Genomic DNA, 26,230 nt, shown 5'->3' with positions numbered 1-26,230 from the left:
ACCGAGTCGGTCAGGTCCTTCCAGATGCCCGCCACGCCCGGCAGTTCCGCCTGCCCGCCCAGCCGCCCGTCGGTGCCGATCTCGCGCGCCACGCGGGTGACCTCGCCCGCGAACGTCCGCAGGGTCGCCGTCATCGAGTTGAACGTCTCGGCCAGCGCCGCCAGGTCACCGCGCGCGGTGACCTGGATCTGCTGCGACAGGTCGCCGTCCGCGACCGCGGCCAGCACCCGGCTCAGCTCGGTCGTCGGCCGCATCAGGTCTTCGAGCAGGCCGTTCACCGAGTCGACCGCCATCGCCCACCCGGCCTGACCGTCGTCCGGCGCGATCCGCTCGTCCAGCCGCCCCTCCTGCCCGACGGCCTGCCGCACCCGCACCAGCTCACCGACCAGCCACTGGTTGCGCCCGGCTATCTCGTTGAACACGGTGGCCAGCTCCGCGGCCACGCCACCGCCCGCGGGCACCAGCCTGCGGCGGAAGTTGCCGTCGCGCATGTCCCGCATCGCGGCGAGCACGCGCTCCAGCGCCGCGTCGCCCGTCACGTCGGTGTCGTCCAGCCCCGTCGTCACTACAGCCTCCGCGAGAATCGGCGATCTACCCCAAGCCTCCCACGAGCCGGTCCGATAAGTTGAAGACCCGCCACCACCGACCCCGACTCCAGGAGCGCACCCGATGGCCCAGGGGCACCGTGTGGACACGGAGGCACCGGGAATCGCGCTGCCCGCCTGGCGCCGCCTGGTCGACGGCCTCCGCGAGGCGGTGGCCATCGTGGACGAAGACGACGTGATCGCCGTCCTCAACCCGGCGGCGACGACCCTCCACCCGGCCCTCCGACCAGGCACGCCGCTGACCACCCCGGCCCGTCGCCAGGCGCTCGGCGACGGCTGGACGGCCTGCTACCTGGACACCCCGGCCGGCTGGGACCGGGCGTTCCTGGACGAGGCACTGAACCGGCTGGCCTCGGCGACGGACCGCGCCGACACCCTGAAGGCCGTCGTCGAACTGGCGCTGGCCCACCTGGCCGACCAGTGCGCCGTGATCGTCCCGGCCCCGCGCGGCAGGGTCGAGTGGTGGTACGGCGCCAAGGGCACGACGGAGGTGGTCCGCGCCCGCACGACCCGCCAGTCCGCGGGCCTGGTCACCGGCTTGCTGGACGTGCTGGACGGCGCCGTGCCGCACGCGGTGTTCGGCCGTGAATCCACTCCGGACCTCCCGGTCGACTTCGGCGAACCGGGCCACGCCCACGCCGTGCCCCTCGTCAAGGGCGGCACCTCGCTCGGCGCGCTGGTCGTGGTCCGCCGGGTGCCGGGCGGCCCGTTCACCGCCGCCGAGATCGACGCGATCCGCCGCTACGGCGACCACGCCGCCCGCGCGCTGGAAGCGGCGATCCGCCACGGCGAGCAGTCCAGAGTCGTGGACGTGCTCCGCGCGGACCTCCTGCCCAAGCCGCTGCCGGACGTCCCCGGCACCCTGCTGGCCACGGCGTACCACCCGGCGGCCAGGCGGGCGGAGGTGGGCGGCGACTTCTACGACGTCCACCTGCGGGAGGACGGCAGCGCCACCTTCGTCCTCGGCGACGTCTGCGGCAACGGCCTCGAAGCGGCCGTCCACTCGGGACGCGTGCGCAGGTCCCTGCACACCCTCCTCCTGGTGGAGCAGCGCCCGGCGCACCTCCTCTACCTGCTCAACGCCGCGCTGGTCGCCGCGGGCAGCAAGCTCTTCACCACCCTGGTCGTGGGCACCCTCGTGCAGGCCGACGACGGCGGCCTCCACCTCACCCTCGCCTCGGGCGGCCACCCACCACCGATGCTGCTGCACGCGGGTGGCACGGTGGAGGAGGTGGTGGCCAGGGGCGGCATCGTCGGCGTCCTGACCGACGTCCGCTTCCAGGAGACGACGGTCACGGTGAAACCCGGCGAAACCCTCCTGCTCTACAGCGACGGCATCACCGAGGCCCGCGCGGAGTCCAACCGCGAGGAGTTGTTCGGCGAGGAACGCCTGCAAGCGGTGCTCGCCGAGTGCACGGGCCAACGAGCGGACGCCACCATCGACACCGTCCGCCGCGCGGTCTTCGACTGGCTCGGCCCGTCCGAACACGACGACATCACCCTGTTGGCCGTCCAGGCCGTGCCGTCGGGCTGACTCGTTCGATGAGGTGAGGTGGAATACCCACTCACGACCAGGTGAATTCGTTTCGCGCCGGAAATAGCTGTGAGCTGCGGTTCTCCTGATGTGGATCACGATCGCCCTCCGGCGTGGACGAACCGGGGCTGCTACATTTGCCTTGTTGGTGAAACGAATTCCACCGGCTCCGCGATGTGCAGGTGCGGGCCGGAAGAATTTGAGAGCGGGTGGCACGCGGATCGCGTACCACCCGGTCGCGGGCTAGCTGACCAGGTCCAGGATCGCGCTCACGAACTGGATGACCTCGGTCAAGCACGACAGGACGATGACGAGCCGGCCGGAGTTGGCGCTCCAGCCGGGCTCACGTCGCGATTCCGGATCGCGCTGCTCATCGTCCCCTCTTCCAGGGGTGTCCACCGTTCACCTCGCACCGGCTGATCTTCGCGGGGGGCGCCGGTCGTCCCGACCCGATCGGAGTCGGGACGAGGAACGTGTGGCTGGTGAACAGTCCTGGTGCACCGCTCGGACCAGTGGTCCAGGCGGTCGTGATCAGCTAACCAGGTCGGGCGGAATCACGCCTCACCCCGCGACAGACCCCTTGGTCTGTGGCGAAATCCCGGAGCGTCGAGTGGCCACGGGTCTGACCTGGTCGAACGATGTGCGCCTGTGCGGTGACATGGTTGTCATCGAAAGCCGGGCCGGGATTTCAAGATCATTTCCAGGCGGCGACCGGTGGATACGGTCGGCAAGCGGTCTGCGGTGCGTCTGCTTCCTGGTGGGCAAAGTTCACCTGTCTGGATAGCGAACTACCGCTCGTCGACAACAACGGCCCGTTTGTCGTTACCTACAGTGACTTCGGTGAGTCTGGCACGCCCCGATGGTGTCGGATGTGCAGATTTCCTTGCGGTGGACCGCTTTCCGCAGAACAGCGGAAAGTTGCTGCTTCTCGCATTCGATCGAGTTATCTCGGATGGGAATGTCCACAGTGGTGTCCTTATGCGCGCTGTTGCTCTCAGTGACGTTCCAGATCTCGTGAGGCACCACGGCCGACTCGAGGACACCACCCTGCTGACCGTCTAGCACCCATAGACGCCGCCCTTTCCGTCTAGCTACGCTGGACGGTCTGGAGGTGGTCGGGATGGACCCGGACAACACCGTCGTGCGGTTGTGCGGCGAAGGCATGCGGGCCGAGGCCGCCGGGCGGCCCGAGGAGGCGAAGAGGCTCTTCCTCGAAGCGTGGGACGCGGCGGGTGACGACTACGAGGCGTGTGTCGCCGCGCACTACGTCGCGCGGCACCAGGGCACCCCCGAGGACGTCCTGCGCTGGAACGTGGTGTGCCTGGACCGAGCCGACGCGGTGGGTGACGAGCGGGTGCGCGGGTTCTACCCGTCGTTGCACCTGAACATCGCCCGTGCGCAGCGGGACCTCGGCGACCCCGACGAGGCCCGGCGGCACTACCTGGCCGCCGCCGACCGCGTCGCGGACGTGCCCGCCGGGCCCTACGGGGACGGGATCCGGTTCGCGGTTGCGGAGGGGCTGCGGTCGACCGGTCGGTCCGACCTGGCCGGGCCCGCCGACCTGGAGGTGCTGGTGGCGAAGCTGTGCGCTCGCGCCGACCTGAAGGCGTTGGGCCTGCTGCTGCCCGCGCACCTGGGCAACCTCGGTACCGCCGAGGACTGGACGCGGCTGCTCACGGCCGCGCAGATGGTGCACGCGAGCCGGTCGTTGCCCGACGACGAGCAGGACCTGCTGGGCCGCGCGGTGGGCGAGTTGACGGCGAAGGTGGTGGCCTCGACCGGTGGGGCTTGACGAGAGGTTGCTGCGGGCCGCGCGCGCGGCGGCCTCCGAGTGGTTCGAGGCGGTGGGGCGGGCCGAGGTGGTGAAGGCCGACTACCACCGGGCGGTCCGGCACCTGCACCTGGCCGGTGGGTCGATGCGGGAGATCGCCGAGGCGCTGGACGTGAGCCACCAGCGCGTGCACCAGATGATCGAGGAAGCGGGCGGCACCGAGGGGTGGAAGCCGCGGCGGAAGGTGGGGGCGGACCTCGTCTGCTCGTTCTGCGGCGCGGCCAAGACCGAGGTGAGCAGCCTGGTGGCGGGGCCGGGGGTGTTCATCTGCGACGGCTGCGTCGACCTGTGCGGTCGGGTGCTCGGCGAGGCCGACGCGGCGCACGGCCCGTCGCACGTCGACCCGGTGCCCTCCACCAGCGGGTTCAGTTGCTCGTTCTGCGGCAGGGGAGCCGCCGACTCCGCGCGGCTCGTGGCGGGACCGGGTGTCAAGATCTGCGACGCGTGCGTGCGGTTCAGCGCCGAGGTGATCGCGGCGCAGTCCGGCTGATCCGCCGACGGGTCTTCCACTGAGTGGATGGAGGTCTGGCCGACCCGACAGGCTCCGAGTATTGTTCGCTCTACGGATACATGTTCGCTGTGCGAACACGCGGGTCGTAGCGCACGCATCGAGGAGCACCCCCATGGCCACCATCGCGCCACTGGCGCAGGCCGTGTCCCAGGTCGTCCACGACGGGGACACGGTCGCCTTCGAAGGCTTCACCCACCTGATCCCCTTCGCGGCGGGCCACGAGGTGATCCGGCAGGGCAGGCGCGACCTCACGCTCGTCCGCATGACCCCCGACGTCATCTACGACCAGCTCATCGGCGCGGGCTGCGCCCGGAAGCTGGTCTTCTCCTGGGGCGGCAACCCCGGCGTCGGCTCGCTCCACCGCTTCCGGGACGCGGTCCAGAACGGTTGGCCCACCCCGCTCGAACTCGAGGAGCACAGCCACGCGGGCATGGCCAACAGGTACGTGGCGGCGGCGTCTGGCCTCCCCTTCGCCGTGCTGCGGGGCTACATGGGCACGGACCTGCCGAAGCAGACGGCCAACATCGCCCCCATCACCTGCCCGTTCACCGGCGAGGTCCTCACCGCCGTTCCCGCGCTGCGACTCGACTCGGCCGTCATCCACGCCCAGCGGGCCGACCGCAAGGGCAACGTCCAGCTCTGGGGCATCACCGGCGTGCAGAAGGAAGCCGTGCTGGCCGCCACGAGGTCGCTCGTCACCGTCGAGGAGATCGTCGACGAGCTGGAGCCGCGGCCGGGGGCGGTGGTCCTGCCGTCGTGGGTCGTCGACTACGTCGCCGAGGTCCCGAACGGCGCCCACCCGTCCTACGCCCACGACTACTCCACCCGCGACAACGACTACTACCAGCGGTGGGACGAGATCAGCAAGGACCGCGAGTCCTTCCGCACCTGGCTGGAGGGCGTCGCGTGACCGACTACACCGCTGACGAGATGATGACCGTCGCGGCGGCCCGCGCCCTCACCGACGGCTCGGTCTGCTTCGTCGGGATCGGCCTCCCCAGCACGGCCGCCAACCTGGCCAGGCGCACCCACGCCCCGGACCTGGTCCTCGTCTACGAGTCCGGCACCATCGGCTCCAAGCCCGCCACGCTCCCGCTGTCCATCGGGGACGGTGTCCTGGCGGACTCGGCGGACAGCCTCGTCAGCGTCCCGGAGATCTTCAACTACTGGCTCCAGCCGGGCCGGGTGGACGTCGGCTTCCTGGGAGCAGCCCAGCTCGACAGGTTCGGCAACATCAACACCACGGTCATCGGCGACGACTACCGCGACCCGAAGGTCCGCCTCCCCGGAGCGGGCGGCGCCCCCGAGATCGCGGCGTCCTGCCGGGAGGTCTTCATGATCGTCCGGCAGTCCCCGCGCGCCTTCGTCGAGCGCGTCGACTTCGTGACCTCCCTGGGCTTCGGCACCGGCAAGGGCGACCGCGAACGGCTCGGCCTCAAGGGCAGGGGCCCCCAGCTCGTCATCACCGACCTGGGTGTCCTCCGCCCCGACCCGGACACCTGCGAACTCACCCTCACCCAGCTCCACCCCGGCGTGGACCTGGCCACCGCCAAGGCGAAGACGGGCTGGGACCTGCGGGTCTCGCCGGACCTGGTCACCACCGAGCGGCCGACGGACCAGGAACTCGCCGCCCTACGAGACCTCACCGCCTGAAGGAGTCCCAGTGCCCGCCGAGACGGAACGCCTGGCGCACTACCGGCCCGACCCGGAATCGCACCCACCGGTGTCCTACCCGGACTACAGGTCGAACATCGCCCGCGCCCCGAAGCACCCGCTCGTCCTGCTGCCCCAACGCCTCGGTGAGATCACCGGCCCCCTGCTGGGCGAGGAGCGGGTGGGCCGCGACGACCACGACCTCACGGTCCAGCACGCCGAGGAGCCGCAGGGGCAGCGGATCGTCGTCTCCGGCAAGGTGAAGGACGGCGACGGGCGGCCGATCCCGAACACGCTCGTGGAGATCTGGCAGGCCAACGCGGGCGGCCGGTACCGGCACGACCTCGACCGCCACCCCGCTCCGCTCGACCCGAACTTCTCCGGGGTCGGCCGGGCGATGACCAACGCCGACGGCGACTACCGGTTCATCACCATCGCCCCCGGCGCGTACCCGTGGAAGAACCACCACAACGCCTGGCGTCCGGCGCACATCCACTTCTCGGTGTTCGGCACCGCGTTCACCCAGCGGCTGATCACCCAGATGTACTTCCCCGGAGATCCGCTGTTCGACCAGGACCCGATCTTCAACTCGGCCCGTCCCGCTGCTCGCAGGGCGATGGTCGCCGACTTCGACCTCGACAGCACCGTCCCCGAGTGGGCGTTGGGCTACCGCTGGGACATCGTCCTGCGCGGCAGCGACCCGACGCCGTTCGAGGACGAGGAGGACCACGACGATGAGTGACACGCAGACCACCCCGTCCCAGACCGTGGGGCCGTTCTTCGCGATCGGCCTGCCGTGGGAGGACGGCCACCTGATCGTCGACGAGGACGTGCCGGAGGCGTTCGACGTCATCGGCAAGGTGCTCGACGGCGCGGGCGAGCCGGTGCCCGACGCGCTGATCGAGGTCTGGCAGGCCGACCCCGACGGCCGCTTCGACCACCCGGCCGACCCGCGCGGAGCGGTGGCGCGCGAGGGTTTCCGCGGTTTCGGCCGGTGCCCCACCGACGAGGGCGGCCGGTTCCGCGTCCGCACGGTCAAGCCCGGCCCGCTGCCCGCCGAGGACGGCGTGCAGGCGCCGCACCTCAACGTCTCGGTGTTCTGCCGGGGGATGCTGGTCCGGCTGGTGACCCGGATCTACTTCGCCGACGAGCCGGGCAACGCCGAGGACCCGGTGCTGCTCTCGATCCCCGACCCGGCGCGGCGCCGGACCCTCATCGCGGACCCGGCCCCGTTCGGCTACCGCTTCGACATCCACCTCCAAGGCGACGATGAAACCGTCTTCTTCGACCTCTGAGCTGTTCCGCCCGCTGTTCGGCGACCCGATCGTCGACGCGGAGCTGGGCGACCGGGCGTGGCTGCGCGCCATGCTCGACTTCGAACGCGCGCTCGTCGTCGTGCAGTCGCACGCGGGGATCGTGCCGGTGGACGCCGCGCGCGCCATCGTGGCGGCGATCGACTCCGCCGTGCTCGACCCGGCGTCGCTGGGAGCCCGCGCCACGGCGTCGGGCAACCCGGTGGTGCCGCTGGTGCGCGACCTGGTCGACGTGGTGCCCGCCGACGCGCGGGCGTACGTGCACCACGGCGCGACCAGCCAGGACGTGCTCGACACCGCGGCGTCGTTGGTCGCGTTCCGGGCGCTGCGGCCGATCCTGGACGGGCTGGCCGGGGTCGCGGACGAGTGCGAGCGGCTGGCGGTCCGGCACCGCGACACGCTGATCGCCGGGCGGACGCTGGGGCAGCAGGCGGTGCCCACCACGTTCGGGCTCAAGTGCGCGGGCTGGCTGGTGGCCGTCGACGAGGCGCGCGAGCGGCTGTCCACCGTGCGCGCCGAACGCCTGGCCGTGCAGTTCGGGGGAGCGGCGGGCACGCTGGCCCCGCTCGGCACCGCAGGCGCGTCGCTGGCCGACCGGCTCGCCGACGAGCTGGGCCTGGTGGCGCCGGTGCTCCCGTGGCACACCGACCGCACCCGCTTCGCCGAGCTGGCGGGCGCGCTCGGGTCCGCGGCGGGCGTGCTGGCCAAGATCGCGCAGGACGTCCTGCTGATGGCCCAGACCGAGGTGGGCGAGGTGGAGGAGGCCGACGGCGGCACGTCGTCGGCCATGCCCCACAAGCGGAACCCGGTGCGGGCCGTGCTGGTGACCGCGGCGGCCAAGCGGGTCCCCGGACTCGTCGCGACCGTGCTGGCGTCGATGGCGCACGAGCACGAGCGCGCCGCCGGGGGCTGGCACGCCGAGTGGGAGACCTCCACCGACCTGCTCAGGCTCGTCGGCGGCGCGGTGCACGGGACGTGGGAGCTGCTGGCACGGCTGGAGGTCCACCCGGAGGTGATGCGCCGCAACCTGGACCTCACCGGTGGTCTCCCGCTCGCGGAGAACGTGTCGACGCGGCTCGCGCCCGCGCTCGGCCGGAGCGAGGCGCAGGACCTCGTCGCCGAGGTCTGCCGCGAGGCGGTGGCGACCGGGTCGAGCCTGCTGGACGCGCTGCTCGCCGACTTCAGGGTCCAAGAGCACTTGTCAGCCGACGAGATTGGTGAGGCACTGGACCCGTCGGGGTACGTCGGTAGTGCGGCCGCGTTCGTGGACCGCGCGCTGGTCGCACACCAACGAAAGGCGGAGCGGTGAGACTGCACTACGAACTGAGCGGGCCGGAGAACGCGCCCGTGCTGGTGCTGGGTAGCTCACTCGGCACGACCTCCTCGCTCTGGGAGCCGCAGCTCCCCGTGCTGCACGAGTTCTTCCGGGTGCTCCGCTACGACCACCGCGGTCACGGCGGCAGTCCTACCGCCACCGGGCCGTTCACCATCGACGACCTCGGCGACGACGTCCTCGAACTGACCGATTCCCTTGGCGTGGAACGGTTCTCGTACTGCGGCCTGTCGCTCGGCGGCATGATCGGCATGTGGCTCGCGGGCCACGCGCCGGAACGGGTCGACCGGCTGGCCCTGTGCTGCACGACCGCGTCGTTCCCGTCCCCGCAGCCGTGGCGCGACCGCGCGGCGACTGTGCGGGAGTCCGGGACGGCGGCCATCGCGGACGCGGTCGTGGGCCGGTGGTTCACCCACGCCATGGCGGACCGCGACCCCGACCTCGTGGAGGGCTACCGGGACGCGCTGGCGGGCGTCGACGCGGAGAGCTACGCCGGGATCTGCGACGCGCTCGCGGTGCTGGACCTGGAGCCGCTGCTGCCCGCGATCCAGGCGCCGACCGTGGTGATCGCGGCCGCGCAGGACGAGGCGACGCCGACCGAGTTCCTGCGGGTGATCGCCGAGGCGATCCCGGACGCCGAGCTGTACGTCGTCGGCGACGCGGCCCACCTGGCGAACGTCGAGGCGGCCGACGCCGTGTCGGTCATCCTGCACGGGCACCTGACCACCGCGGGGGCCCGCTGATGTCCTTCGAGGAGGGCATGGAGGTCCGCCGGGAAGTGCTCGGCGACGAGCACGTCGACCGGGCCGTGGAGCGCACCGACGAGTTCACGGCGGACTTCCAGCGGCTGATCACCGAGTACGCGTGGGGCGAGGTGTGGACCCGGCCGGGGCTGGACCGCAGGACGCGGTCGTGCATCACGCTGGCGATGCTCGCGACCCTGCACCACGACGACGAGCTGGCCATGCACGTCAAGGCGGCCCTGCGCAACGGCCTGACCCGCGAGGAGATCGGCGAGGTGCTGCTCCAGGTCGCCGTCTACGCCGGGGTGTCCGCCGCCAACCGGGCGTTCGCCGTGGCGCAGCGGGCGTTCGCCTCGTTGGAGCCGTGACCGGGCAGGGGCGCTCCGCCGACTTCGTGCAGTCGCTGGAGCGGGGGCTGTCGGTCATCAGGGCGTTCGACGCCGAGAACGCGGAGCTGACGCTGAGCGAGGTCGCCCGCAGCACCGGGCTGACCAGGGCCGCCGCCCGGCGGTTCCTGCGCACCCTGGTCGAGCTGGAGTACATGAGTACCGACGGGCGGCTGTTCACGTTGCGCCCCAAGGTGTTGGAGCTCGGGTACGCCTACCTGTCCGGGCTCGGGCTGCCCGAGATCGCCCTGCCGCACCTGGAGAACCTGGTCGCGACCGTCCACGAGTCGTCGTCGGTGTCCATCCTGGACGGTTCCGACGTGGTGTACGTGGCGCGGGTGCCGACCAAGCGGATCATGACCGTGTCGATCAGCGTCGGGACCCGGTTCCCCGCCTACGCCACGGCGATGGGCCGGGTGCTGCTGGCGAGCCGTCCGGGGGAGTGGCTGGAGGCCTACCTCGCGTCGGTGCGGCTGCGGCCGTTGACCCGCAACACGATCGTCGACCCGGTGCTGCTGCGCGACGAGCTGCGGCTGGTCCGGGAGCAGGGGTGGTCCCTCGTGGACGAGGAGCTGGAGGAGGGCCTGCGGTCCATCGCGGTGCCCATCCGCCGTGCCGACGGCGTTGTCGTCGCCGCGGTCAACGTGTCCGCGCACGCCGGTCGGGGCGACGCCGGGACGATTCGCGAGGACCTGCTGCCGCACTTGACTTCGACGGCCGCGGCCATTCAGGACGACCTGCGCCGGTAACGCCGTCGTCACGACCGTGACCTAACCGTGAGAGCGCTCCCATTGACCGGGGCCTGTGACCCGTGGCACCTTTCGGGGCAATCGAGTCCCACGAAAGGTGCCCCATGGACGTGGCTACCGTGAGAGCGCTCCCACCTGTGGGGGCCTCATACCGGTTCCAGTGCGCGGTGCGGCTCGGCGGGCAGTTCCACCCGGATGGCGTCGCCGGGTCGGACCGGGCCGCCGACCAGCACGACCGCCATCACCCCGGCCTTGCGAACCAGGCCGCCCTCGGCGTTCCGGTCCAGCACGGCCTTCATCAGCCCCTCGTGGAAGGCGTCGAGCTGGAGGCACGGGTTGCGCAGCCCGGTCACCTCGACGACGGCCTCCCCGCCCAGGTGGAGCAGGGTGCCGGTCGGCAGGCCGAGGAGGTCGACACCCCGCGTGGTGACGTTCTCGCCGACCGATCCGGGCTCCACCGCGAACCCGGCGGCGCGCAGCTCGTCCTGGAGCTCGCCGTGGATCAGGTGCACCTGGCGGAGGTTCGGCGCCGTCGGGTCGCGCCGGACCCGCGACCTGTGCTTGACCGTCACGCCCTGGTGGACGTCACCCTCCACGCCGAGGCCCGCGAGCAAGCGGATTTCGGTCCTGTTGGGCTTCGTGAACGTGTACTCCGAGCTGCGGCTCACCGCTTCGACACTCCCCATGGAGGCGACTCTAACCCTGTCCGCCGCAGGCCAGCGGCCGTTTGACGTAGTCGACCGTGCGTCGCCTTTTCGTTACCGACCGAGGTATTGACCCCTGGGGTTTCGGCCATGTTAACTGCACCACACCTCTCGCGGAACCGGTCTCGGTACCGGTACCGCGAAGGGTGGAGACGGTAGCGGACCGCATGACGAGGGAGTGCCAGATGCGGGTCACGATCGCCGAGGTCGCCCTCCGCGCCCAGGTGAGCAAGGCGACTGTGTCCCGCGTGCTGAACGGCAAGCCCGATGTGGACGTGACCACGGCGGAGCGGGTCCGGCAGGTGATCGACGAGATCGGCTACGTGCCCAGCGCACGGGCCGTCGGACTCGCTCGCGGCCGGGCGCGCACCGTCGGCATGCTGGCCCCGTCGCTGACCTGGCCCTGGATGGGCGAGGTGCTCCAGGGGATCGTCGACACCCTGGAGACCGAGGGCTACGGCCTGCTGCTCTACACCGTGAACCGCGGTCCGGACTCGCTCAGCCAGTTCGCCAGCCACGTCTCGGCCAACGCCTTCGACGGGCTGCTGGTGATCGAGCCGCCGGACACCCTCAACTACATCGCCACGCTCTACGCGCAGGGCCTGCCGGTCGTCATGATCGACGACCGCGGCTCGCACCCGCAGTTCCCCTCGGTTGCCACCACCAACCGCGAGGGGGCGCAGGGCGCCGCGCGCCACCTGCTCGCCGCGGGGCGGACCAAGTTCGCCGTCGTCACCGGCCCGGTGCAGTTCGGCTGCACCAGGGAGCGGCTCGACGGCTTCCGCGACGCGCTCGCCGCGGTCGGGTTGTCCGTGGACCCCCGTCTCGTCGTCGATGGTGACTTCACCACCGACGGAGGTACGGTGGCCACCGAGAAGCTGTTGTCGACGGGAATCCCGTTCGACGGCGTCTTCGCGCACAACGACCTCTCCGCGATGGGTGTCCTGCGCGCGCTGCGCAAAGCGGGCCGTGACGTGCCAGGAGACGTGTCCGTCGTCGGTTTCGACGACGTGCCGATCGCCTCGCACGCCGAGCCCTCGCTGACCACCGTCCGGCAGCCGCTCCAGGAGATGGGCGTGGCGGCCGCTCGGATGCTGCTCTCCCACTTCGGCGGCGAAGTCCTGCCGGAGAAACCACTCGTGCTGCCGACCTCGCTCGTGGTCCGACAGTCAGCTCCACAGATCTAGTCGCACACCCTGTTTTCCGCCGTGCCCGCTGTTTAGGGTGGGCCACCCGTTCTACCTTCCTGAGAGCGCTCTCTCATAACCCGCCGGGAGAATTCCATGCAAGGCATACGCCGCAGGACCACACTCGCGCTGATCGGCACCATGGCCGTCGCGCTGGTGGCCGCTGCGTGTTCATCGGGTGGTGCCACCAAGAGCGCCGCGAGCGGCGTCCTGACGGTGGGCATGCCGAACGGGCCGCAGACGAACAACAGCAACCCGTTCCTCGCCACGTCGGCGGGCGCGTCGCTGGGTTACCGCTTCATGATCTACGAGCCCCTCGTCCAGACCAACCCCATCGCGCCGTCCGAGAAGGGCACGCCGTGGTTGGCCGACAAGTGGGAGTGGGCCGACAACTACCAGAAGCTCACGGTCACGACGCGCAGCGACGTCAAGTGGAACGACGACAAGCCGTTCACCGCCGGTGACGTCGCCTACACGTTCAACCTGCTGAAGGACAAGTCCGCCCTCAACACCAACGGACTCCCGATCGCGGGCGCGAGCAAGGTCAGCGACACCTCGGCCGAGATCACCTTCAGCAAGCCCCAGTTCGTGAACGAGAACAAGATCCTCAACTCGTTCATCGTGCCGGAGCACATCTGGAAGGACGTGCCGGACCCGACGACCTTCACCAACGAGAAGCCCGTCGGCACCGGCCCGTACACGCTGAAGACCTTCACCCCGCAGACGGTCACGCTGTCCGTGCGCACCAGCTACTGGCAGGACCTCCCCAAGGTCCCGGAGATCCAGTACACGTCGTACAACGACAACAGCGCGCAGACGACCGCCCTCGCGAGCGGTGCGGCGCAGTGGTCCTACGTGTTCATGCCGAACTTCGAGACCCTGTACGTCAACAAGGACCCGAAGAACCACAAGATCTGGATGCCCGCCGGTCTCGGCATCCACGCGCTGTGGCTGAACACCGCGAAGGCGCCGTTCAACAACGTCGCGCTGCGCAAGGCGCTGAACATGGTGATCGACCGCGAGGTCATCTTCCAGCAGGGCCACTCGAAGCTGTTCCCGAAGGTCGACAACGTCACGGGCATCCCCAGCCCGGCCGGTGACCCGTTCATCGCCGCCGAGTACAAGGGCAAGACCGCCAAGGTCGACGTCGAAGGCGCCAAGAAGGTGCTCACCGAGGCCGGCTACAAGCTCGAGGGCGACGCGCTGAAGGACCCGTCCGGCGCGCCGGTCACCTTCGCGCTGACCGACCCCGCGGGCTGGTCCGACTACCTGACCGACCTCGACATCATCAAGAACGCCGTCAAGGCGCTGGGCATCACCGCCGAGGTCAAGACGCAGACCGTCGACCAGTGGACGACGGACTTCAACTCGGGTGCGTTCGACGCCACGATGCACTGGACCAACAGCGGCGCGACGCCGTTCGAGGGTTACCAGAACATCATGGACGCCGCGGCCAGCAAGCCGATCGGCGAGCCCGCCGCCAACGCGCAGGGCCGTTTCAACGACCCCGCCGCGACCGCCGCACTGGCCGCCTACGCCGCGGCGCCCGACGACGCCGCCCGCAAGACGAACCTGGACCTGCTCCAGAAGATCTTCGTCGAGCAGGTTCCGGCCATCCCGCTGGTCTCCTCGCCGGTCGGCGCGGAGTACAGCACGAAGAGCTGGATCGGCTGGCCCACGGCCGAGGACCCGTACGCGCCGCCGCAGCCGACGCAGACCAACGCGTTGCAGGTGGTTCTCCGCTTGAAGCCGGCCACCGCGTGACCGGCGAGGTCGTGCTGGCGGCACGTGGTGTCACCAAGCACTTCCCGGTCGCTCGCAAGGGCCGTCAAGTGCTCACCCGCCAGCCACGCGCGGTACACGCGGTGGACGACGTCTCGTTCGACCTGCGCAGAGGACACGTGACCGCGCTGGTCGGCGAGTCGGGCTCGGGAAAATCCACCGTGGCCAGGCTGCTCGCGCAGCTGTACCCGCTGACCTCGGGCGATATCGTTTTGAACGACGTGCCCACGAAGGTGAAGCGGGGGAAGTCGTTCCGGGCTTACTGCAAGCAGGTCCAGATGATCTTCCAGGACCCGTTCGCGTCGCTGAACCCGGTGCACACCATCCGCTACCACCTCACGAGGGCACTTCGGGTGCACCACGGGCGGGTCAAGGGAGAAGAGCTGGAGAAGGGGTTGGCCTCGCTCCTGGAGCGGGTCAACCTCACCCCTCCGGAGCGCTTCCTGGACAAGTACCCGCACGAGTTGTCGGGCGGCCAGCGCCAGCGCGTAGCCATCGCGCGGGCGCTGGGCGCCGACCCGACGGTCCTGCTGGCCGACGAACCGGTGTCGATGCTCGACGTGTCGATCCGGCTCGGCGTGCTGAACCTGCTGCGGGACCTGAAGGAACGGCTCCACCTGGCCATCCTGTACATCACCCACGACATCGCGTCGGCGCGCTACTTCGCCGACACGACGATGGTGATGTACGCGGGCCAGGTCATCGAGGGCGGTGACAGCGAGACCGTCACCCAGGAGCCCGCCCACCCGTACACGCAGTTGCTCATCAGGTCCGCTCCGGACCCGGAGCGGGCGCACAACGGGGTGCCGACGGTGACGACGGCCCCCGGTGAGCCGCCCAGCCTGATCAGCCCGCCTCCGGGCTGCCGCTTCGCCCCGCGGTGCCCGTACGCCGCGGAGAAGTGCCGCACCGCGACCCCGCCGAGGTTCGACCTCGGCGAGTCGCACTACGCGGCCTGCTGGCTGTACGACTCGAAGACGACGGACGAGCACCCGCGTCGTGACACGGTGGAGGTCGGGGCATGAGGTTCCTGCTCCGGCGGGCGTTGTTCTACCTGGTCACGGCCTGGGCCGCGATCACGATCAACTTCATGCTCCCGCGCATGCTGCCCGGTGACCCGGTGCAGGCGATGATCGCCCGGTTCCAGGGCAGGCTGAGCACGGACGCCATCGCCTCGCTGTACGTCCTCTTCGGACTGGACACCGAATCGAGCATGCTCTCGCAGTACCTGACGTACTGGGGGAATCTGTTCAAGGGTGACCTGGGCCTGTCGTTCACCTACTTCCCGACCCCCGTGTCGGAGGTGATCGCGCAGAGCATCCCGTGGACGCTCGCGCTGATGGGCGTCACCACGGTCATCAGCTTCGTGCTGGGCACCATGATCGGTGTCTACGCGGGCTGGAAGCGCGGCTCGTGGATCGACGCGCTGCTGCCGATCACCACGTTCTTCTCGGCCATCCCGTACTTCTGGCTCGGCCTCATCGCCATCTCGGTCTTCGCGGTGAGCTGGGGCGCCTTCCCGGCGGCGGGCGGCTACGAGCCCGGTCTCATCCCCGGCTTCGACTGGGAGTTCATCTCCAGCGCGCTGTACTACTCGGTGCTGCCCGCGCTGACCGTGCTCATCAGCTCGATCGCGGGCTGGATCCTGGGCATGCGCAACATGATGGTCACGGTGTCCTCCGAGGACTACGTGACGGTCGCGCACGCCAAGGGCCTGCCCGAGAAGCGCGTGATGCTCGGCTACGCCGCCCGCAACGCGGTGCTGCCCAGCATCTCCGGTTTCGCGCTGTCGCTGGGCTTCATCGTCGGCGGCACGCTGCTGGTGGAGATGGTGTTCTCCTACCCCGGCATCGGCTACGTGCTCTTCACCGGCGTCAACGCCAAGGACTACCCGCTGATGCAGGGCATCTTCCTGATCATCACGATGGCGGTGCTGGTGGCGAACCTGCTCGCCGACGTCGTGTACCTGATGCTCGACCCGCGCACCCGAAAGGCGGCCTGAGCATGAAGTCTGCCTTGAACGGCAAGACGATCGCCGGACTGTCGATCATGGGCTTCTTCGTCCTGATCGCGATCATCGGCTCGTGGATCGCGCCCTACGACCCGTCCGCGATGAGCAGCGACATCATGACGCCGCCGTCCGGAGCGCACTGGTTCGGCACGACCCAGACCGGTCAGGACATCTTCTCCCAGGTGCTCGTGGGCGCCAGGGGCGTGCTGGTCGTGGGGCTCGTGGCGGGTGCCATCGCCACGGTGCTCTCGGTGCTGATCGGCGTCACCGCGGGGTTCCTCGGCGGTGTGGCCGACGAGTTCCTCTCGGCGCTGAGCAACATCTTCCTGGTCGTCCCGGCGCTGCCGCTGATCATCATCGTCACCTCGTTCCTCCCGGACGCCGGTGACTTCCTGATCGCCTTCGTCATCAGCGCCACCGGCTGGGCCTGGGGCGCGCGCATCCTGCGCGCCCAGACCCTGTCGCTGCGCCAGCGCGACTACGTCGAGGCGGCGCGGGCGACGGGTGAGCGCACGTGGCGGCTCATCGTGTTCGAGGTCCTGCCCAACCTGACCGCGATCATCGCGTCCAGCTTCGTCGGCACGGTCATCTTCGCGGTGCTCTCGGTGATCACGCTGTCCTTCATCGGCGTCGCGAGCGTGTCGAACTGGAACTGGGGCACCATCCTGTTCTGGGCCCAGAACGCGCAGGCGCTGGCGCAGGGCGCGTGGTGGTGGTTCATCCCCGCCGGCCTGTGCATCGCGCTGCTCGGCACCGCGCTCGCGCTGATCAACTTCGGGATCGACGAGTACGTCAACCCGCGCCTGCGGACCTCCGCCGGTGGCAGCAAGGTCAAGATGCGCGTCGGTTTCACGCCCGTGCTGAGGCAGGAAGGCGGGCGGTCGTGACCCCCGTGTTGGAGATCCGCGACCTCTCGGTCGACTACGGGCAGGGCGAGGGCGCGGTGCACGCGGTCAGCTCGGTCAACCTGGTGCTCAACCGCGGCGAGGTGCTCGGCCTCGCGGGGGAGAGCGGCAGCGGCAAGTCCACGCTCGCCTACGCGATGACCCGGCTGCTCCCGCCGCCGGGGATCATCACCGGCGGCGAGGTGCTGCACCACGGCCGCGACAAGCCCGCGCCCGTCGACGTGCTCGGCCTGTCGCCGAAGCAGCTCCGGTCGTTCCGCTGGAACGACATCGCCATCGTGTTCCAGGGCGCGATGAACTCGCTCAACCCCGTCTCGACCGTGGCGTCGCAGTTGGAGGACATCTACCGGGCGCACCGCCCGGAGATGTCCCGCGCCCAGCGGACCAAGCGCAGCGCGGAACTGCTCCGGCTGGTCGGCATCTCCGCCGACCGGCTCGGCAGCTACCCGCACCAGCTCTCCGGCGGCATGCGCCAGCGCGTGATGATCGCGATGGCGCTGGCGCTGGACCCCGAGATCATCATCATGGACGAGCCGACCACCGCGCTGGACGTGGTGATGCAGCGGCAGATCCTGGAGCAGATGATGCGGCTGCGCGAGGAGCTGGGCTTCTCCGTCCTCTTCATCACCCACGACATCTCGCTGCTCGTGGAGTTCTCCGACCGGATCGCGATCATGTACGCGGGCCGGATCGTCGAACAGGCGGCCTCGGAGGACATGTACCGGGCCTCCAGCCACCCGTACAGCAAGGGCCTGCTGGGGTCGTTCCCCGCGCTGCACGGCCCGCGCCGCCCCCTGACCGGCATTCCCGGCTCGCCGCCGGACATGCGGTCGGTGCCGTCCGGTTGTCCCTTCCACCCGCGGTGCCCCAGCGCTTTCGACGTGTGCGAGCGGGAGATCCCGGTCCTCGAAAAGCTCTCCGGCACCAACGGCGACAGCAGCCGCAGCGTCGCCTGCTGGCTGAACACCCCTTCACTATCGGGACATCCAGGAGTTGGAGCGACATGACGATTGTCGGGCAACGTGCCACCGAAGCGACCGCCGAACTGCCGGCGAACTTCCTCTGGGGAGTGGCTACTTCTGCCTACCAGATCGAGGGGGCTGTCGCCGAGGACGGTCGCACACCGTCCATCTGGGACACCTTCTGCCGCGTGCCGGGAGCCGTGATCCGGCAGGAGAACGGCGACGTCGCGTGCGACCACTACCACCGGATGCCGCAGGACGTGGAGCTGATCGCCGGTCTGGGCGTGGACTCCTACCGGTTCTCCATCTCGTGGCCCCGTGTCCAGCCCGGTGGCCGTGGACCGGTGAACGTGAAGGGGCTCGACTTCTACTCCCGACTCGTGGACGAGTTGCTGGAGAAGGGGATCAAGCCGTGGGTGACGCTGTACCACTGGGACCTCCCGCAGGAGCTGGAGGACGCCGGGGGGTGGCCGGAGCGGGACACGGCCTACCGGTTCGCCGAGTACGCGTCGCTGGTGCACGCCGGTCTCGGTGACCGGGTGAAGACGTGGACGACGTTGAACGAGCCGTGGTGCTCGGCGATGCTCGGGTACGACCAGGGCAAGCACGCCCCCGGTATCCAGAACTTCTCGGCCTCCATGCGGGCCGTGCACCACCTGTTGCTGGGGCACGGGTTGGCGGGTCAGGCGCTGCGGGCGGCCGCCGCCGAGCCGATCGAGCTGGGCATCACGTTGAACATGGGGACGGCGTCGCCCGCCTCGGACCGGCCTGAGGACGTGGACGCTGCTCGTCGGGCCGACGGGCTGGGGACGCGGATCTACCTGGACCCGTTGGTGAAGGGGCAGTACCCCGAGGACGTCGTGGCGGACATCGAGGCCCGCGGGGCGTTGTTGCCGGTCGAGCCGGGCGACCTGGAGATCATCTCCACGCCGATCGACGTGCTGGGGGTGAACTACTACTCGTCGCACGTGTTCGAGGGTGGTGAGGAGCCGCACGAGCCGGTCGCGGTGTCGCAGAACCGGCCGGTCACGGCCATGGACTGGGAGATCGTGCCGGAGGGGTTCACGCAGTTGCTCGTGCGGATCTCGAAGGACTACCCCGGTCTGCCGATGGTGATCACGGAGAACGGGGCGGCGTTCGACGACGTCGCGGACGCCGATGGTCAGGTGGACGACGAGGATCGGTTGTCGTACATCAGCGAGCACATCGCCGCGGTGGGGAGTGCTGTGGCGCAGGGGGCGGATGTGCGTGGGTACTTCGCCTGGTCGTTGATGGACAACTTCGAGTGGGCTTACGGGTACGACAAGAGGTTCGGGATCGTGCGGGTTGATTACGACACGCAGGTTCGGACGTTGAAGCGGTCGGCTGAGTGGTATCGGGACACGATCGCTGGTACGCGGGAGAAGTAGGGCTGGTTGGTCGGAGCCGCCCGGTGGACCTTTGGGTCTGCCGGGCGGTTTTGTTGTGGGTGGGGGTGTGTGGGTGGGTCGTGGAGGCTCCGACACCCCGCTCGCGTAATTGTCTCGGACACTTTCCTCGATTTGTCAAGGCGGGAAAGATGCCTTGACAAATCGAGGAAAGTGCGAGGGCGCTTCGGATCGGGGTGGCGGAGGGGGTCTGTGTCGGATTGGTTGCGTGCGTCCGCTTGGGGGTGGGGTTGGGTTGGTGGGTTGGGGTGGTGGGGGTGGGTTGGGGTGCTAATGGGAAATATAGGGGTTGTGATGTGGCTCGCGACGATCATTATTGGTGCAGGTCAGAGGGTTTGAGCTGTTATTGAGGTCGGTTTGTCGGCGTTATCGTCTGGCTGGGCACTTCAACCCCAACCGCTCCACTTGGCCGGTACCGCACACCGGCTTGTTCGTCGTGCGCGGAGACCGCAGGAGGCATCTTGGATCCCGTGTTCGGGCAGGCTCGGCTTGATGATGTTGATGAGCTGCTGGCGCTCTACCGGCGGATTTATGGCGACACCTATCCGTTGCCGTTCGCCACCGATCCCGCTGCCATGTCTGCGCTGATCGGGTCGGATGAGGCTTTCTGGCTCACTGTTCGCAGTGGTGTGGCGGGGCCGTTGGTGGGGGCGATGTTGGCCACCGTCGATCCGTCCGATCGGCTCGCGAAGGTGCAGGGCATGGTCGTGGCGCCGGAGAGTCGGGGGTCCGGGATCGCCAATCGCCTGGTTGCCACGATGGCTGAGGGCCTTCTTGAGGACGGGCGTGCCGATTCGATCTACGGTACGGCTCGGACGACGTCCACCGCGCCGCAGCGGACGCACCTGCGCAATGGTTTTCACGCGTTGGGGATGTTTCCCAACCTGCACAAGACGCAGCGCGCGGAGACGATGCTGCTGGTCGCGCGGTATCGGGAGGGTGTTCTCGCGCAGCGCCATCCGGTGGAGAGGGTGCCGCGGGCGCTTCGGCGGTTGGTGGACATCATCGACAAGACGATCGGGATGCCCGCGTACCCGAGTTTCGAGGTCGAGTCCTGTGTAGATGCCGCTCCTGGTGCGGGGGTGGAGATCGTTGACGCGCCGTTGTTCGTGCTGCGGCACTTCGAGCGGGAGATCGTTGATCCGGTTCGGCGGTTCTACCCGTTCCACGACCCGAACATCCTGATCGCCGACACCGGTGGTGCCTACGAGGTGTACGCGCACCTCAACCGGGTGGACGGGTACTGCACGTTGCTCGGTGCCACGCCTGGGCCGATGTCGGTGGCGCCGCACCTGGACCGGTTGATCGACCGGTTGACCCGGATCGGTGCGCACTACGTGGAGACGCTCGTCCCGCTGCACTGCTTCGACGAGTTGTCCGCCCTGTTGGCGTGCGGGTTCCTGCCCGCTGCCCTGTACCCGGCGATGCGGGCGGGTGGTGGGTTGTTCCACGACTACGTCGTGATGGCGCGAACGTTGCAGCCGTTGGACTTCCGCGGGTTGGCGATCGACGCGGCGTTCCAGCCGTTCGTGGAGCAGTACATCGACCTGTGGAAGCAGCGCTTCCTCGACACCGAGGGGGTGTTCCGGTGAGTGCCGTTCCCGATGCCGTTCAGCGGCTCTGCGACGTGGTGGAGCCGTACCGGGCCGATGTCGACGAGCTGTTCGTGGAGGCGATGAACGCGTCCAACGCGTGGCACGTAGAGCGTTCCTGGTTCTTCGCGAGCCTGTGGAACGACCGGCCGCCGTTGGAGTCCGTCGAGGACCTGGTGCGGCAGCCGTTCGTGCACGCGAACTTCTTCAAGGCGCACGAGGTGGCGTCGGTTCCGGCGGAGAGCGTCGTGGTCACGGCGACCTCGTCGGGGACCAGCGGGCAGAAGTCGCGGATGCCGTTCGACGCGTGGACGTTGGGGGCGGGTACGCGGATGATCGAGCGGATCTTCGCGCACCACGGGTGGATCTCCGAGGAGCCCGTGCACTACCTGCTGTTCACGAACCAGCCCGCGCCGGGGCTGGTGCTGGGGAGTTCGCGGACCGGGCAGTTGCTCACGGACTTCGCGCCCGCCGCGTCCGTCGACTACGGGTTGGCCCACACCGGGAACGGGCACGAGTTCGACGCGTTCGGGTGCGTCCGGGCGCTCCAGCGCTTCGCCGAGGACGGGCTGCCGGTGCGGATCTTCGGGTTCCCGGCCTTCCTGTCGTTCACCCTGGACCGGATGCGGGCGATGGGGTTGCCGCCGCTCCGGCTCGACGAGCGGTCGCTGGTCCTGTTCGCGGGTGGGTGGAAGGGGAACGCGGACAAGCAGATCGGCAAGCCCGAGTTGTACGCGCGGATCACCGAGCAGTTGGGCATCCCGGACGAGCGGATCCGCGAGGGGTACGGGGCGGTCGAGCACTCGGTGCCCTACATCGAGTGCCGTCGGCACAACCTGCACGTGCCGACGTGGTCGAGGGTGCTCGTGCGCGACGTGCGGACGCTGGAGCCGGTGCCGTACGGGGAAGTTGGCTACCTGCACTTCGTGTCGCCGTACATCACGTCCGCGCCCGCGCAGAGCGTGCTGATGGGTGACCTGGCCACGCTGCACCGACCGGAGGAGTGCGGGTGCGGGCTGCCCACGCCGTGGTTCGTCGTGCGCGGGCGGGCGGGGCTGACCAAGAACAAGAGCTGCGCCATCGCCGCCGCTGAACTGCTGAGGGGGAAGTCGTGAACTCGCACTACTGGCAGGGTGAGTGGATCGACGAGGTCGAGGCCGGAGTGCGGCTCGACAGCCTGGAAGCCTGCACGCGGCGGGTGCTGGAAGGTCCCCGGCTCACGCCGGTCGTGGTGCTGGCCGCGGCCGACAGGGTGGCGCGGACGCTGGCCAAGCCGGACTCGCCGCTGCGGCTGGTGTTGGCCGAGCGGTTGCACGAGCGGGGTGTGTCGGCGGACGAGGTCGCGCGCACGTTCGACGACCTGTGCGCGGTGCTGGAGCGGGAGTCGTTGGAGCGCAAGGTGACGCGTGAGCTGGGCGGTGTGGACCCGGCCCGGTTGGGGCGGTACGACTTCCGCGCGCCGGTGTTCGAGGCGTGGGCGCCGGTGGGGTTGTTGGCGCACGTCGCGTCGGGCAACGCGCCCGCCGTCGGCGCGCTGAGCGTGGTGGAGGGGTTGCTGACGGGCAACCTGAACGTGGTCAAGACCTCCGGCGACGACTCGATGTTCACGGCGGAACTCCTGGCGGCGCTGGCGGAGCAGGACCCCTCCGGGCAGATCGCGGCGCGGGTGGTGGTGCTGCGGTACTCGTCGGCGAACCGGGACTGGCTGGAGCGGATGTGCGCGCCCGCCGACGCGGTCGCGGTGTGGGGTGGTGAGGAGGCGCTGGCGGGTGTGGCCGAGGTGGTGCGGCCCGGCACGCGGCTGGTCGACTGGGGCCCGAAGCTGTCCTTCGCCTACCTGACCGCCGACGCGTGGGCGGACGGCGAGGTGCTGCGCGGGGTCGCGGACGACGTGTGGCGGCTGGACCAGCGGGCGTGCTCCAGCCCGCAGGTCGTGTACCTCGACACCGACGACCACGACGTCGTGTTCGCGTTCGCGGAGCGCTTCGCCTCCGTGCTGGCCGCGTCGTCCACGGCCGCGCCCGGCACGCCGAGCGATCCGGAGTGGGCCGAGATCAGCAACACCGTGGTCGTGGCCGACCTCGAGCAGCACCTGGGGCTGACCAGGGTGCACGTGGCGGCGGACGGGTCGTGGCGGGTGCTGGCGGACACGCGGTCCGCGCTGCGCGCGTCGCCGCTGTTCCGCACGGTGTGGGTGAAACCGCTGCCGCGCGACGAGATCACCGAGACCCTGCGGCCGATGCGCCGCTACCTCCAGACCGCGGGCGTCGGCGCGACCCGGTCGGACACGGCCGTGCTGGCGCGGACGCTGATCGCGACCGGGGTCCAGCGGGTCACCGTGCCCGGCGGGATGCTGGGCGGGTACAGCGGGGAGCCGCACGACGGCGTGTACGCGTTGCAGCGGTACAGCCGTCGGGTCGACGTCCGGCTCGACGACCGGTTCCGGTCGGACGCGAGCCTGGACGACCTGGTCGACGTGCCGGTGATCGCGCCGCCCGCGGTGCCGGTGACGGTGAAGGAGGACTTCGACCTGTTCGGCACCGACCGCTCCGACGTGTACTTCCTCAGCGGCGGCAGTTCCGGCGCGCCGAAGCTGTCGGGCTTCACCTGGGCGGACTACGACGAGCAGATGCGGTTCGGCGCGGAGGCGCTGCTGGCGACCGGGTTGGACCCGAGCACGGACCGGGTGATGAACCTGTTCTTCACCGGGCACATGTACGGCGGTTTCACGAGCTACTTCTCCTCGCTGGAACGGCTGGGCGCCGTGCAGTTCCCGATGGGCGCGGAGTGGGGCCGCTACGACGAGATCGCCCGGTCCATAGTGGACAACCGGGTCAACGCGCTGGTGAGCGTTCCCAGTTTCCTGACGAAGTTGTTCACCGAGGCGGGGGATGTCCTGCGGGCGTACGGCGGCGTGAAGAAGCTGTTCTACGCCGGGGAGCACCTCGGTGAGGCCCAGGCCCGGTGGTACCGCGACGAGTTCGGGGTCGAGCTGGTCCGCTCGGCCGCCTACGGCAGCGTCGACGTGGGGCCGATGGGGTACCAGTGCGCGTCGTCCGCGCCGCGGGTGCACCACCTGTCGACGGGGTTGCACACGGTGGAGATCCTGGACACCGAGGTCGACCGGCCCGTCGCGGCCGGTGAGGTGGGGCGACTGGTCTTCACCTCGCACACCCGCCGCGGGCAGCGGTTGGACCGGTACGAGATCGGGGATCTCGGGCGGTGGTTGGCCGGGGAGTGCCCGTGCGGTCGTCGCACGCCCCGGTTCGAGCTGCTCGGCCGGGTCGGTGACGTGCTGCGGGTCGCGGGCGCGACGCTGAACTTCCGGCGCATCGTGGCGGCCGTGGAGGAGGCGTTCTCCTACAGCGGTCTGCTCCAGGTGGTGCTGGACGAGGTGGACGGGCTGGAGCGGCTCGTGCTGCGGGTGGAGGCAGGCCCCGATCCGGATGAGCTGGTCCGCGAACTGCTCGTCCGCTACCCGGAGGTCGGCGTGGCCGTCGAGCACACCGGGCTGCTGAGGCTGGGTGTGGAAGTGCTGCCGTCGCGGGACTTCGACCGCAGCGCCACGAGCGGCAAGGTGATCGCGGTCGCCGACCACCGGGCCAGGACGTCCCGACCCGGAACGGGGACCCGGCCATGAGCGATCGGCTCGCGGACCTCGTCCGCTTCGCGCGGGACAACTCGCCGTTCTACCGGGACCTCTACCGCGACGTGCCCGAGCACCCCCGGCTCGTCGACCTGCCGATCGTCGAGCAGGCCGGGTTCTGGGCCGCGAACACGGTGCGCGGCAACCAGGTGCTGACCGGGCCGCAGACCGGCGGGATCATCTTCAAGACCGGTGGCACGACCAGCGCGCCCCGCGTCTCGGTGTACACCCGCGAGGAGTGGCGCGACCTCGCCGCGACGTTCGCGAGCGGACTGGCCGACGCGGGACTGCGCCCCGGCGACCGGGTGGCGAACCTGTACCACGCGGGGGAGCTGTACTCCGGGTTCATCCTGGTGCTGAACGCGTTGCAGGAAGCCCTGGTCGACACCGTCCAGCTACCGATCGCGGGCACGGCCCCGCCGGAGTTCACGGTGCAGACGCTGCGGGACTTCAGCGCCACCGTGCTCGCCGGGTTCCCGACCTCGTTGTGCCGCTTGGCCCGGTACGTGGTCGACCAGGTGGGCGCACTGCCGGACGTGCGGCTGGTGCTGTTCAGCGGCGAGGCGTTCTACGACGACCAGCGCGGGCTGGTGGCGACCGCGTTCCCGAACGCCGACCTCCGGTCGATCGGGTACGGCAGCGTCGACGGGGGCATCCTCGCCGGGCCGGTCGCGGACCACCCCGACGTCCGGGTGCTCCGCGCCTTCCGGCCCGGCCGGGTGCTGGAGGTCGTCGACGTGGACACCGGGGAACCGATCGAGGAACCGGGCAGGCCGGGCAGGCTGCTGGTCACCGACCTGACCCGCAGGCTGCTCCCGATCCTCCGCTACCCCGTTGGGGATCTGGCCGAATGGGTGGATTTCGACGGCGGTGTGTTCCGTTTGCTGGGAAGGGCGGGCGAGGGCGCGCGGGTCGGCCACGTGACCCTGCACCACGACCAGTTGCGGACCGTGGTGGACGCGGCGACCCGTGAACACCGGTTCACCGGGTTCCAGGTGGTGCTCCGGCGGCGGGCCGCGAAGGACGAGCTGGTGCTCCGGGTGGCGTGCGACGCGACCGACCGCGCGGGGATCACGCAGGTCATCGAGTCGGGTGTGGACGAGATCAGCCCCCGGTTCGCCGATCAGGTCCGGCAGGGCGTGTGCCTGCCGCTGGCGGTCGAATGGAGTGCGCTCGTCACGAATCCGCGAACCGGGAAGTTGCTGAGGGTGATCGACGAGCGGCCCGTCCAGGCGACGAGGGGTTCCATCGTAGATTAGGGCAGGCTAGGTTAAGGAGCGGCGCAGATCACGTCACGCCGGTGGCAGGTTGAGTATCGCCTAAGTTAAGTTAGGCTAACTTTAGTCGACCTTCCTC

At 69.8% G+C, this 26,230-nt stretch carries 25 protein-coding genes and 1 pseudogene; 23 read left to right on the top strand and 3 right to left on the bottom strand.

All coding sequences use genetic code 11. The features are described from left to right. Nucleotides 1-566 (bottom strand): HAMP domain-containing protein (locus NZH93_RS30225; RefSeq protein WP_259626638.1); only part of this gene is annotated, 566 nt, incomplete at its 3' end. Between the two features lie 103 nt (nt 567-669). On the opposite strand from NZH93_RS30225, the gene NZH93_RS30220 reads away from it, so the two are divergent. After that, nucleotides 670-2,139, top strand: a complete 1,470-nt coding sequence (locus NZH93_RS30220) for a PP2C family protein-serine/threonine phosphatase (protein ID WP_259626637.1) — start codon at nt 670-672, stop codon at nt 2,137-2,139. Between the two features lie 243 nt (nt 2,140-2,382). Here the strand turns inward: NZH93_RS30220 and NZH93_RS30215 are convergent, their stop codons facing one another. After that, complete coding sequence (locus tag NZH93_RS30215; protein ID WP_259626636.1) at nt 2,383-2,538, bottom strand: hypothetical protein; 156 nt, start codon at nt 2,536-2,538, stop codon at nt 2,383-2,385. A 721-nt stretch (nt 2,539-3,259) separates the two neighbouring features. Between NZH93_RS30215 and NZH93_RS30210 the strand changes: the two genes are divergently transcribed. From NZH93_RS30210 to NZH93_RS30165, 10 genes are all read left to right on the top strand, one after another. Next, nucleotides 3,260-3,931 (top strand): hypothetical protein, encoded by a 672-nt coding sequence (locus NZH93_RS30210; RefSeq protein ID WP_259626635.1) that lies wholly within the window; start codon nt 3,260-3,262, stop codon nt 3,929-3,931. Beyond that, the gene (locus NZH93_RS30205; protein WP_259626634.1) at nt 3,921-4,460 is read left to right on the top strand and encodes a ClpX C4-type zinc finger protein; all 540 of its coding nucleotides are present in this window, start codon (nt 3,921-3,923) and stop codon (nt 4,458-4,460) included. The genes NZH93_RS30210 and NZH93_RS30205 overlap by 11 nt, the downstream gene beginning before the upstream one ends. A gap of 133 nt (nt 4,461-4,593) precedes the next feature. Next, nucleotides 4,594-5,391, top strand: coding sequence for a CoA transferase subunit A (locus NZH93_RS30200; protein WP_259626633.1), 798 nt, complete (start codon nt 4,594-4,596; stop codon nt 5,389-5,391). Between the two features lie 20 nt (nt 5,392-5,411). Then, on the top strand, nt 5,412-6,134 hold the full coding sequence (locus NZH93_RS30195; protein ID WP_259626649.1) for a CoA-transferase subunit beta: 723 nt from the start codon (nt 5,412-5,414) through the stop codon (nt 6,132-6,134). A gap of 10 nt (nt 6,135-6,144) precedes the next feature. Next, nucleotides 6,145-6,876 carry a protocatechuate 3,4-dioxygenase subunit beta gene (gene pcaH / locus NZH93_RS30190; RefSeq protein WP_259626632.1) on the top strand — a complete coding sequence of 244 codons (732 nt, stop codon included), beginning with the start codon at nt 6,145-6,147 and terminating at the stop codon, nt 6,874-6,876. Next, entirely contained in the window at nt 6,869-7,429 is a 561-nt protein-coding gene (gene pcaG / locus NZH93_RS30185; RefSeq protein WP_259626631.1) for a protocatechuate 3,4-dioxygenase subunit alpha, read from the top strand. Before pcaH ends, pcaG begins: the two co-directional genes overlap by 8 nt. Further along, complete coding sequence (gene pcaB / locus NZH93_RS30180) at nt 7,404-8,756, top strand: 3-carboxy-cis,cis-muconate cycloisomerase (RefSeq protein WP_259626630.1); 1,353 nt, start codon at nt 7,404-7,406, stop codon at nt 8,754-8,756. The genes pcaG and pcaB overlap by 26 nt, the downstream gene beginning before the upstream one ends. Beyond that, nucleotides 8,753-9,523, top strand: coding sequence for a 3-oxoadipate enol-lactonase (gene pcaD / locus NZH93_RS30175; protein ID WP_259626629.1), 771 nt, complete (start codon nt 8,753-8,755; stop codon nt 9,521-9,523). The genes pcaB and pcaD overlap by 4 nt, the downstream gene beginning before the upstream one ends. After that, entirely contained in the window at nt 9,523-9,891 is a 369-nt protein-coding gene (gene pcaC / locus NZH93_RS30170) for a 4-carboxymuconolactone decarboxylase (RefSeq protein ID WP_259626628.1), read from the top strand. The genes pcaD and pcaC overlap by 1 nt, the downstream gene beginning before the upstream one ends. Beyond that, nucleotides 9,888-10,658, top strand: a complete 771-nt coding sequence (locus NZH93_RS30165; protein ID WP_259626627.1) for an IclR family transcriptional regulator domain-containing protein — start codon at nt 9,888-9,890, stop codon at nt 10,656-10,658. Before pcaC ends, NZH93_RS30165 begins: the two co-directional genes overlap by 4 nt. Nucleotides 10,659-10,804: 146 nt before the next feature. On the opposite strand, the gene NZH93_RS30160 is transcribed toward NZH93_RS30165, so the two are convergent. Further along, nucleotides 10,805-11,344: an MOSC domain-containing protein gene (locus NZH93_RS30160; protein WP_259626626.1), complete on the bottom strand. Its 540-nt coding sequence runs from the start codon at nt 11,342-11,344 to the stop codon at nt 10,805-10,807. A 203-nt stretch (nt 11,345-11,547) separates the two neighbouring features. On the opposite strand from NZH93_RS30160, the gene NZH93_RS30155 reads away from it, so the two are divergent. From NZH93_RS30155 to NZH93_RS30105, 12 genes and pseudogenes are all read left to right on the top strand, one after another. Next, complete coding sequence (locus tag NZH93_RS30155) at nt 11,548-12,549, top strand: LacI family DNA-binding transcriptional regulator (RefSeq protein ID WP_259626625.1); 1,002 nt, start codon at nt 11,548-11,550, stop codon at nt 12,547-12,549. Nucleotides 12,550-12,645: 96 nt separating this feature from the next. Next, nucleotides 12,646-14,313, top strand: a complete 1,668-nt coding sequence (locus tag NZH93_RS30150) for an ABC transporter substrate-binding protein (RefSeq protein ID WP_259626624.1) — start codon at nt 12,646-12,648, stop codon at nt 14,311-14,313. Then, entirely contained in the window at nt 14,310-15,356 is a 1,047-nt protein-coding gene (locus NZH93_RS30145) for an ABC transporter ATP-binding protein (protein ID WP_259626623.1), read from the top strand. The genes NZH93_RS30150 and NZH93_RS30145 overlap by 4 nt, the downstream gene beginning before the upstream one ends. Continuing rightward, nucleotides 15,353-16,333 carry an ABC transporter permease gene (locus NZH93_RS30140; protein ID WP_259626622.1) on the top strand — a complete coding sequence of 327 codons (981 nt, stop codon included), beginning with the start codon at nt 15,353-15,355 and terminating at the stop codon, nt 16,331-16,333. The genes NZH93_RS30145 and NZH93_RS30140 overlap by 4 nt, the downstream gene beginning before the upstream one ends. A gap of 2 nt (nt 16,334-16,335) precedes the next feature. Then, the gene (locus NZH93_RS30135) at nt 16,336-17,229 is read left to right on the top strand and encodes an ABC transporter permease (RefSeq protein ID WP_259626621.1); all 894 of its coding nucleotides are present in this window, start codon (nt 16,336-16,338) and stop codon (nt 17,227-17,229) included. Further along, on the top strand, nt 17,226-18,254 hold the full coding sequence (locus NZH93_RS30130) for an ABC transporter ATP-binding protein (RefSeq protein WP_259626620.1): 1,029 nt from the start codon (nt 17,226-17,228) through the stop codon (nt 18,252-18,254). The genes NZH93_RS30135 and NZH93_RS30130 overlap by 4 nt, the downstream gene beginning before the upstream one ends. After that, complete coding sequence (locus NZH93_RS30125) at nt 18,251-19,618, top strand: GH1 family beta-glucosidase (RefSeq protein ID WP_259626619.1); 1,368 nt, start codon at nt 18,251-18,253, stop codon at nt 19,616-19,618. The genes NZH93_RS30130 and NZH93_RS30125 overlap by 4 nt, the downstream gene beginning before the upstream one ends. Before the next feature lie 488 nt (nt 19,619-20,106). Further along, nucleotides 20,107-20,484: pseudogene (locus NZH93_RS51305) on the top strand (GNAT family N-acetyltransferase); the annotation flags it as partial. A gap of 24 nt (nt 20,485-20,508) precedes the next feature. Continuing rightward, nucleotides 20,509-21,228, top strand: coding sequence for a hypothetical protein (locus NZH93_RS30120; RefSeq protein ID WP_259626618.1), 720 nt, complete (start codon nt 20,509-20,511; stop codon nt 21,226-21,228). Continuing rightward, nucleotides 21,225-22,343, top strand: coding sequence for a LuxE/PaaK family acyltransferase (locus NZH93_RS30115; RefSeq protein WP_259626617.1), 1,119 nt, complete (start codon nt 21,225-21,227; stop codon nt 22,341-22,343). Before NZH93_RS30120 ends, NZH93_RS30115 begins: the two co-directional genes overlap by 4 nt. After that, entirely contained in the window at nt 22,340-24,868 is a 2,529-nt protein-coding gene (locus NZH93_RS30110; protein ID WP_259626616.1) for an acyl-CoA reductase, read from the top strand. The genes NZH93_RS30115 and NZH93_RS30110 overlap by 4 nt, the downstream gene beginning before the upstream one ends. After that, the gene (locus NZH93_RS30105) at nt 24,865-26,133 is read left to right on the top strand and encodes a phenylacetate--CoA ligase family protein (protein WP_259626615.1); all 1,269 of its coding nucleotides are present in this window, start codon (nt 24,865-24,867) and stop codon (nt 26,131-26,133) included. The genes NZH93_RS30110 and NZH93_RS30105 overlap by 4 nt, the downstream gene beginning before the upstream one ends. Nucleotides 26,134-26,230: the final 97 nt, after the last annotated feature.

The sequence above is a fragment of the Umezawaea endophytica genome, from assembly GCF_025061645.1.
In the GTDB taxonomy this organism is placed as follows: domain Bacteria; phylum Actinomycetota; class Actinomycetes; order Mycobacteriales; family Pseudonocardiaceae; genus Umezawaea; species Umezawaea endophytica.
The sequence above is the reverse complement of the archived record's forward strand: the minus strand, read 5'-3'. Positions and strand labels throughout refer to the sequence as shown.

Excerpts from the sequence above, each read along its gene's own strand:
- NZH93_RS30135 (WP_259626621.1), top strand. The coding sequence starts at position 16,336 with ATGAAGTCTGCCTTGAACGGCAAGACGATCGCCGGACTGTCGATCATG.
- NZH93_RS30210 (WP_259626635.1), top strand. The coding sequence starts at position 3,260 with ATGGACCCGGACAACACCGTCGTGCGGTTGTGCGGCGAAGGCATGCGG.
- NZH93_RS30105 (WP_259626615.1), top strand. The coding sequence starts at position 24,865 with ATGAGCGATCGGCTCGCGGACCTCGTCCGCTTCGCGCGGGACAACTCG.
- NZH93_RS30220 (WP_259626637.1), top strand. The coding sequence starts at position 670 with ATGGCCCAGGGGCACCGTGTGGACACGGAGGCACCGGGAATCGCGCTG.
- NZH93_RS30160 (WP_259626626.1), bottom strand. The coding sequence starts at position 11,344 with ATGGGGAGTGTCGAAGCGGTGAGCCGCAGCTCGGAGTACACGTTCACG.
- pcaB (WP_259626630.1), top strand. The coding sequence starts at position 7,404 with ATGAAACCGTCTTCTTCGACCTCTGAGCTGTTCCGCCCGCTGTTCGGC.
- NZH93_RS30155 (WP_259626625.1), top strand. The coding sequence starts at position 11,548 with ATGCGGGTCACGATCGCCGAGGTCGCCCTCCGCGCCCAGGTGAGCAAG.
- pcaG (WP_259626631.1), top strand. The coding sequence starts at position 6,869 with ATGAGTGACACGCAGACCACCCCGTCCCAGACCGTGGGGCCGTTCTTC.
- NZH93_RS30120 (WP_259626618.1), top strand. The coding sequence starts at position 20,509 with ATGTTTCCCAACCTGCACAAGACGCAGCGCGCGGAGACGATGCTGCTG.
- NZH93_RS30200 (WP_259626633.1), top strand. The coding sequence starts at position 4,594 with ATGGCCACCATCGCGCCACTGGCGCAGGCCGTGTCCCAGGTCGTCCAC.
- NZH93_RS30195 (WP_259626649.1), top strand. The coding sequence starts at position 5,412 with ATGATGACCGTCGCGGCGGCCCGCGCCCTCACCGACGGCTCGGTCTGC.
- NZH93_RS30125 (WP_259626619.1), top strand. The coding sequence starts at position 18,251 with ATGACGATTGTCGGGCAACGTGCCACCGAAGCGACCGCCGAACTGCCG.
- pcaC (WP_259626628.1), top strand. The coding sequence starts at position 9,523 with ATGTCCTTCGAGGAGGGCATGGAGGTCCGCCGGGAAGTGCTCGGCGAC.
- NZH93_RS30140 (WP_259626622.1), top strand. The coding sequence starts at position 15,353 with ATGAGGTTCCTGCTCCGGCGGGCGTTGTTCTACCTGGTCACGGCCTGG.
- NZH93_RS30150 (WP_259626624.1), top strand. The coding sequence starts at position 12,646 with ATGCAAGGCATACGCCGCAGGACCACACTCGCGCTGATCGGCACCATG.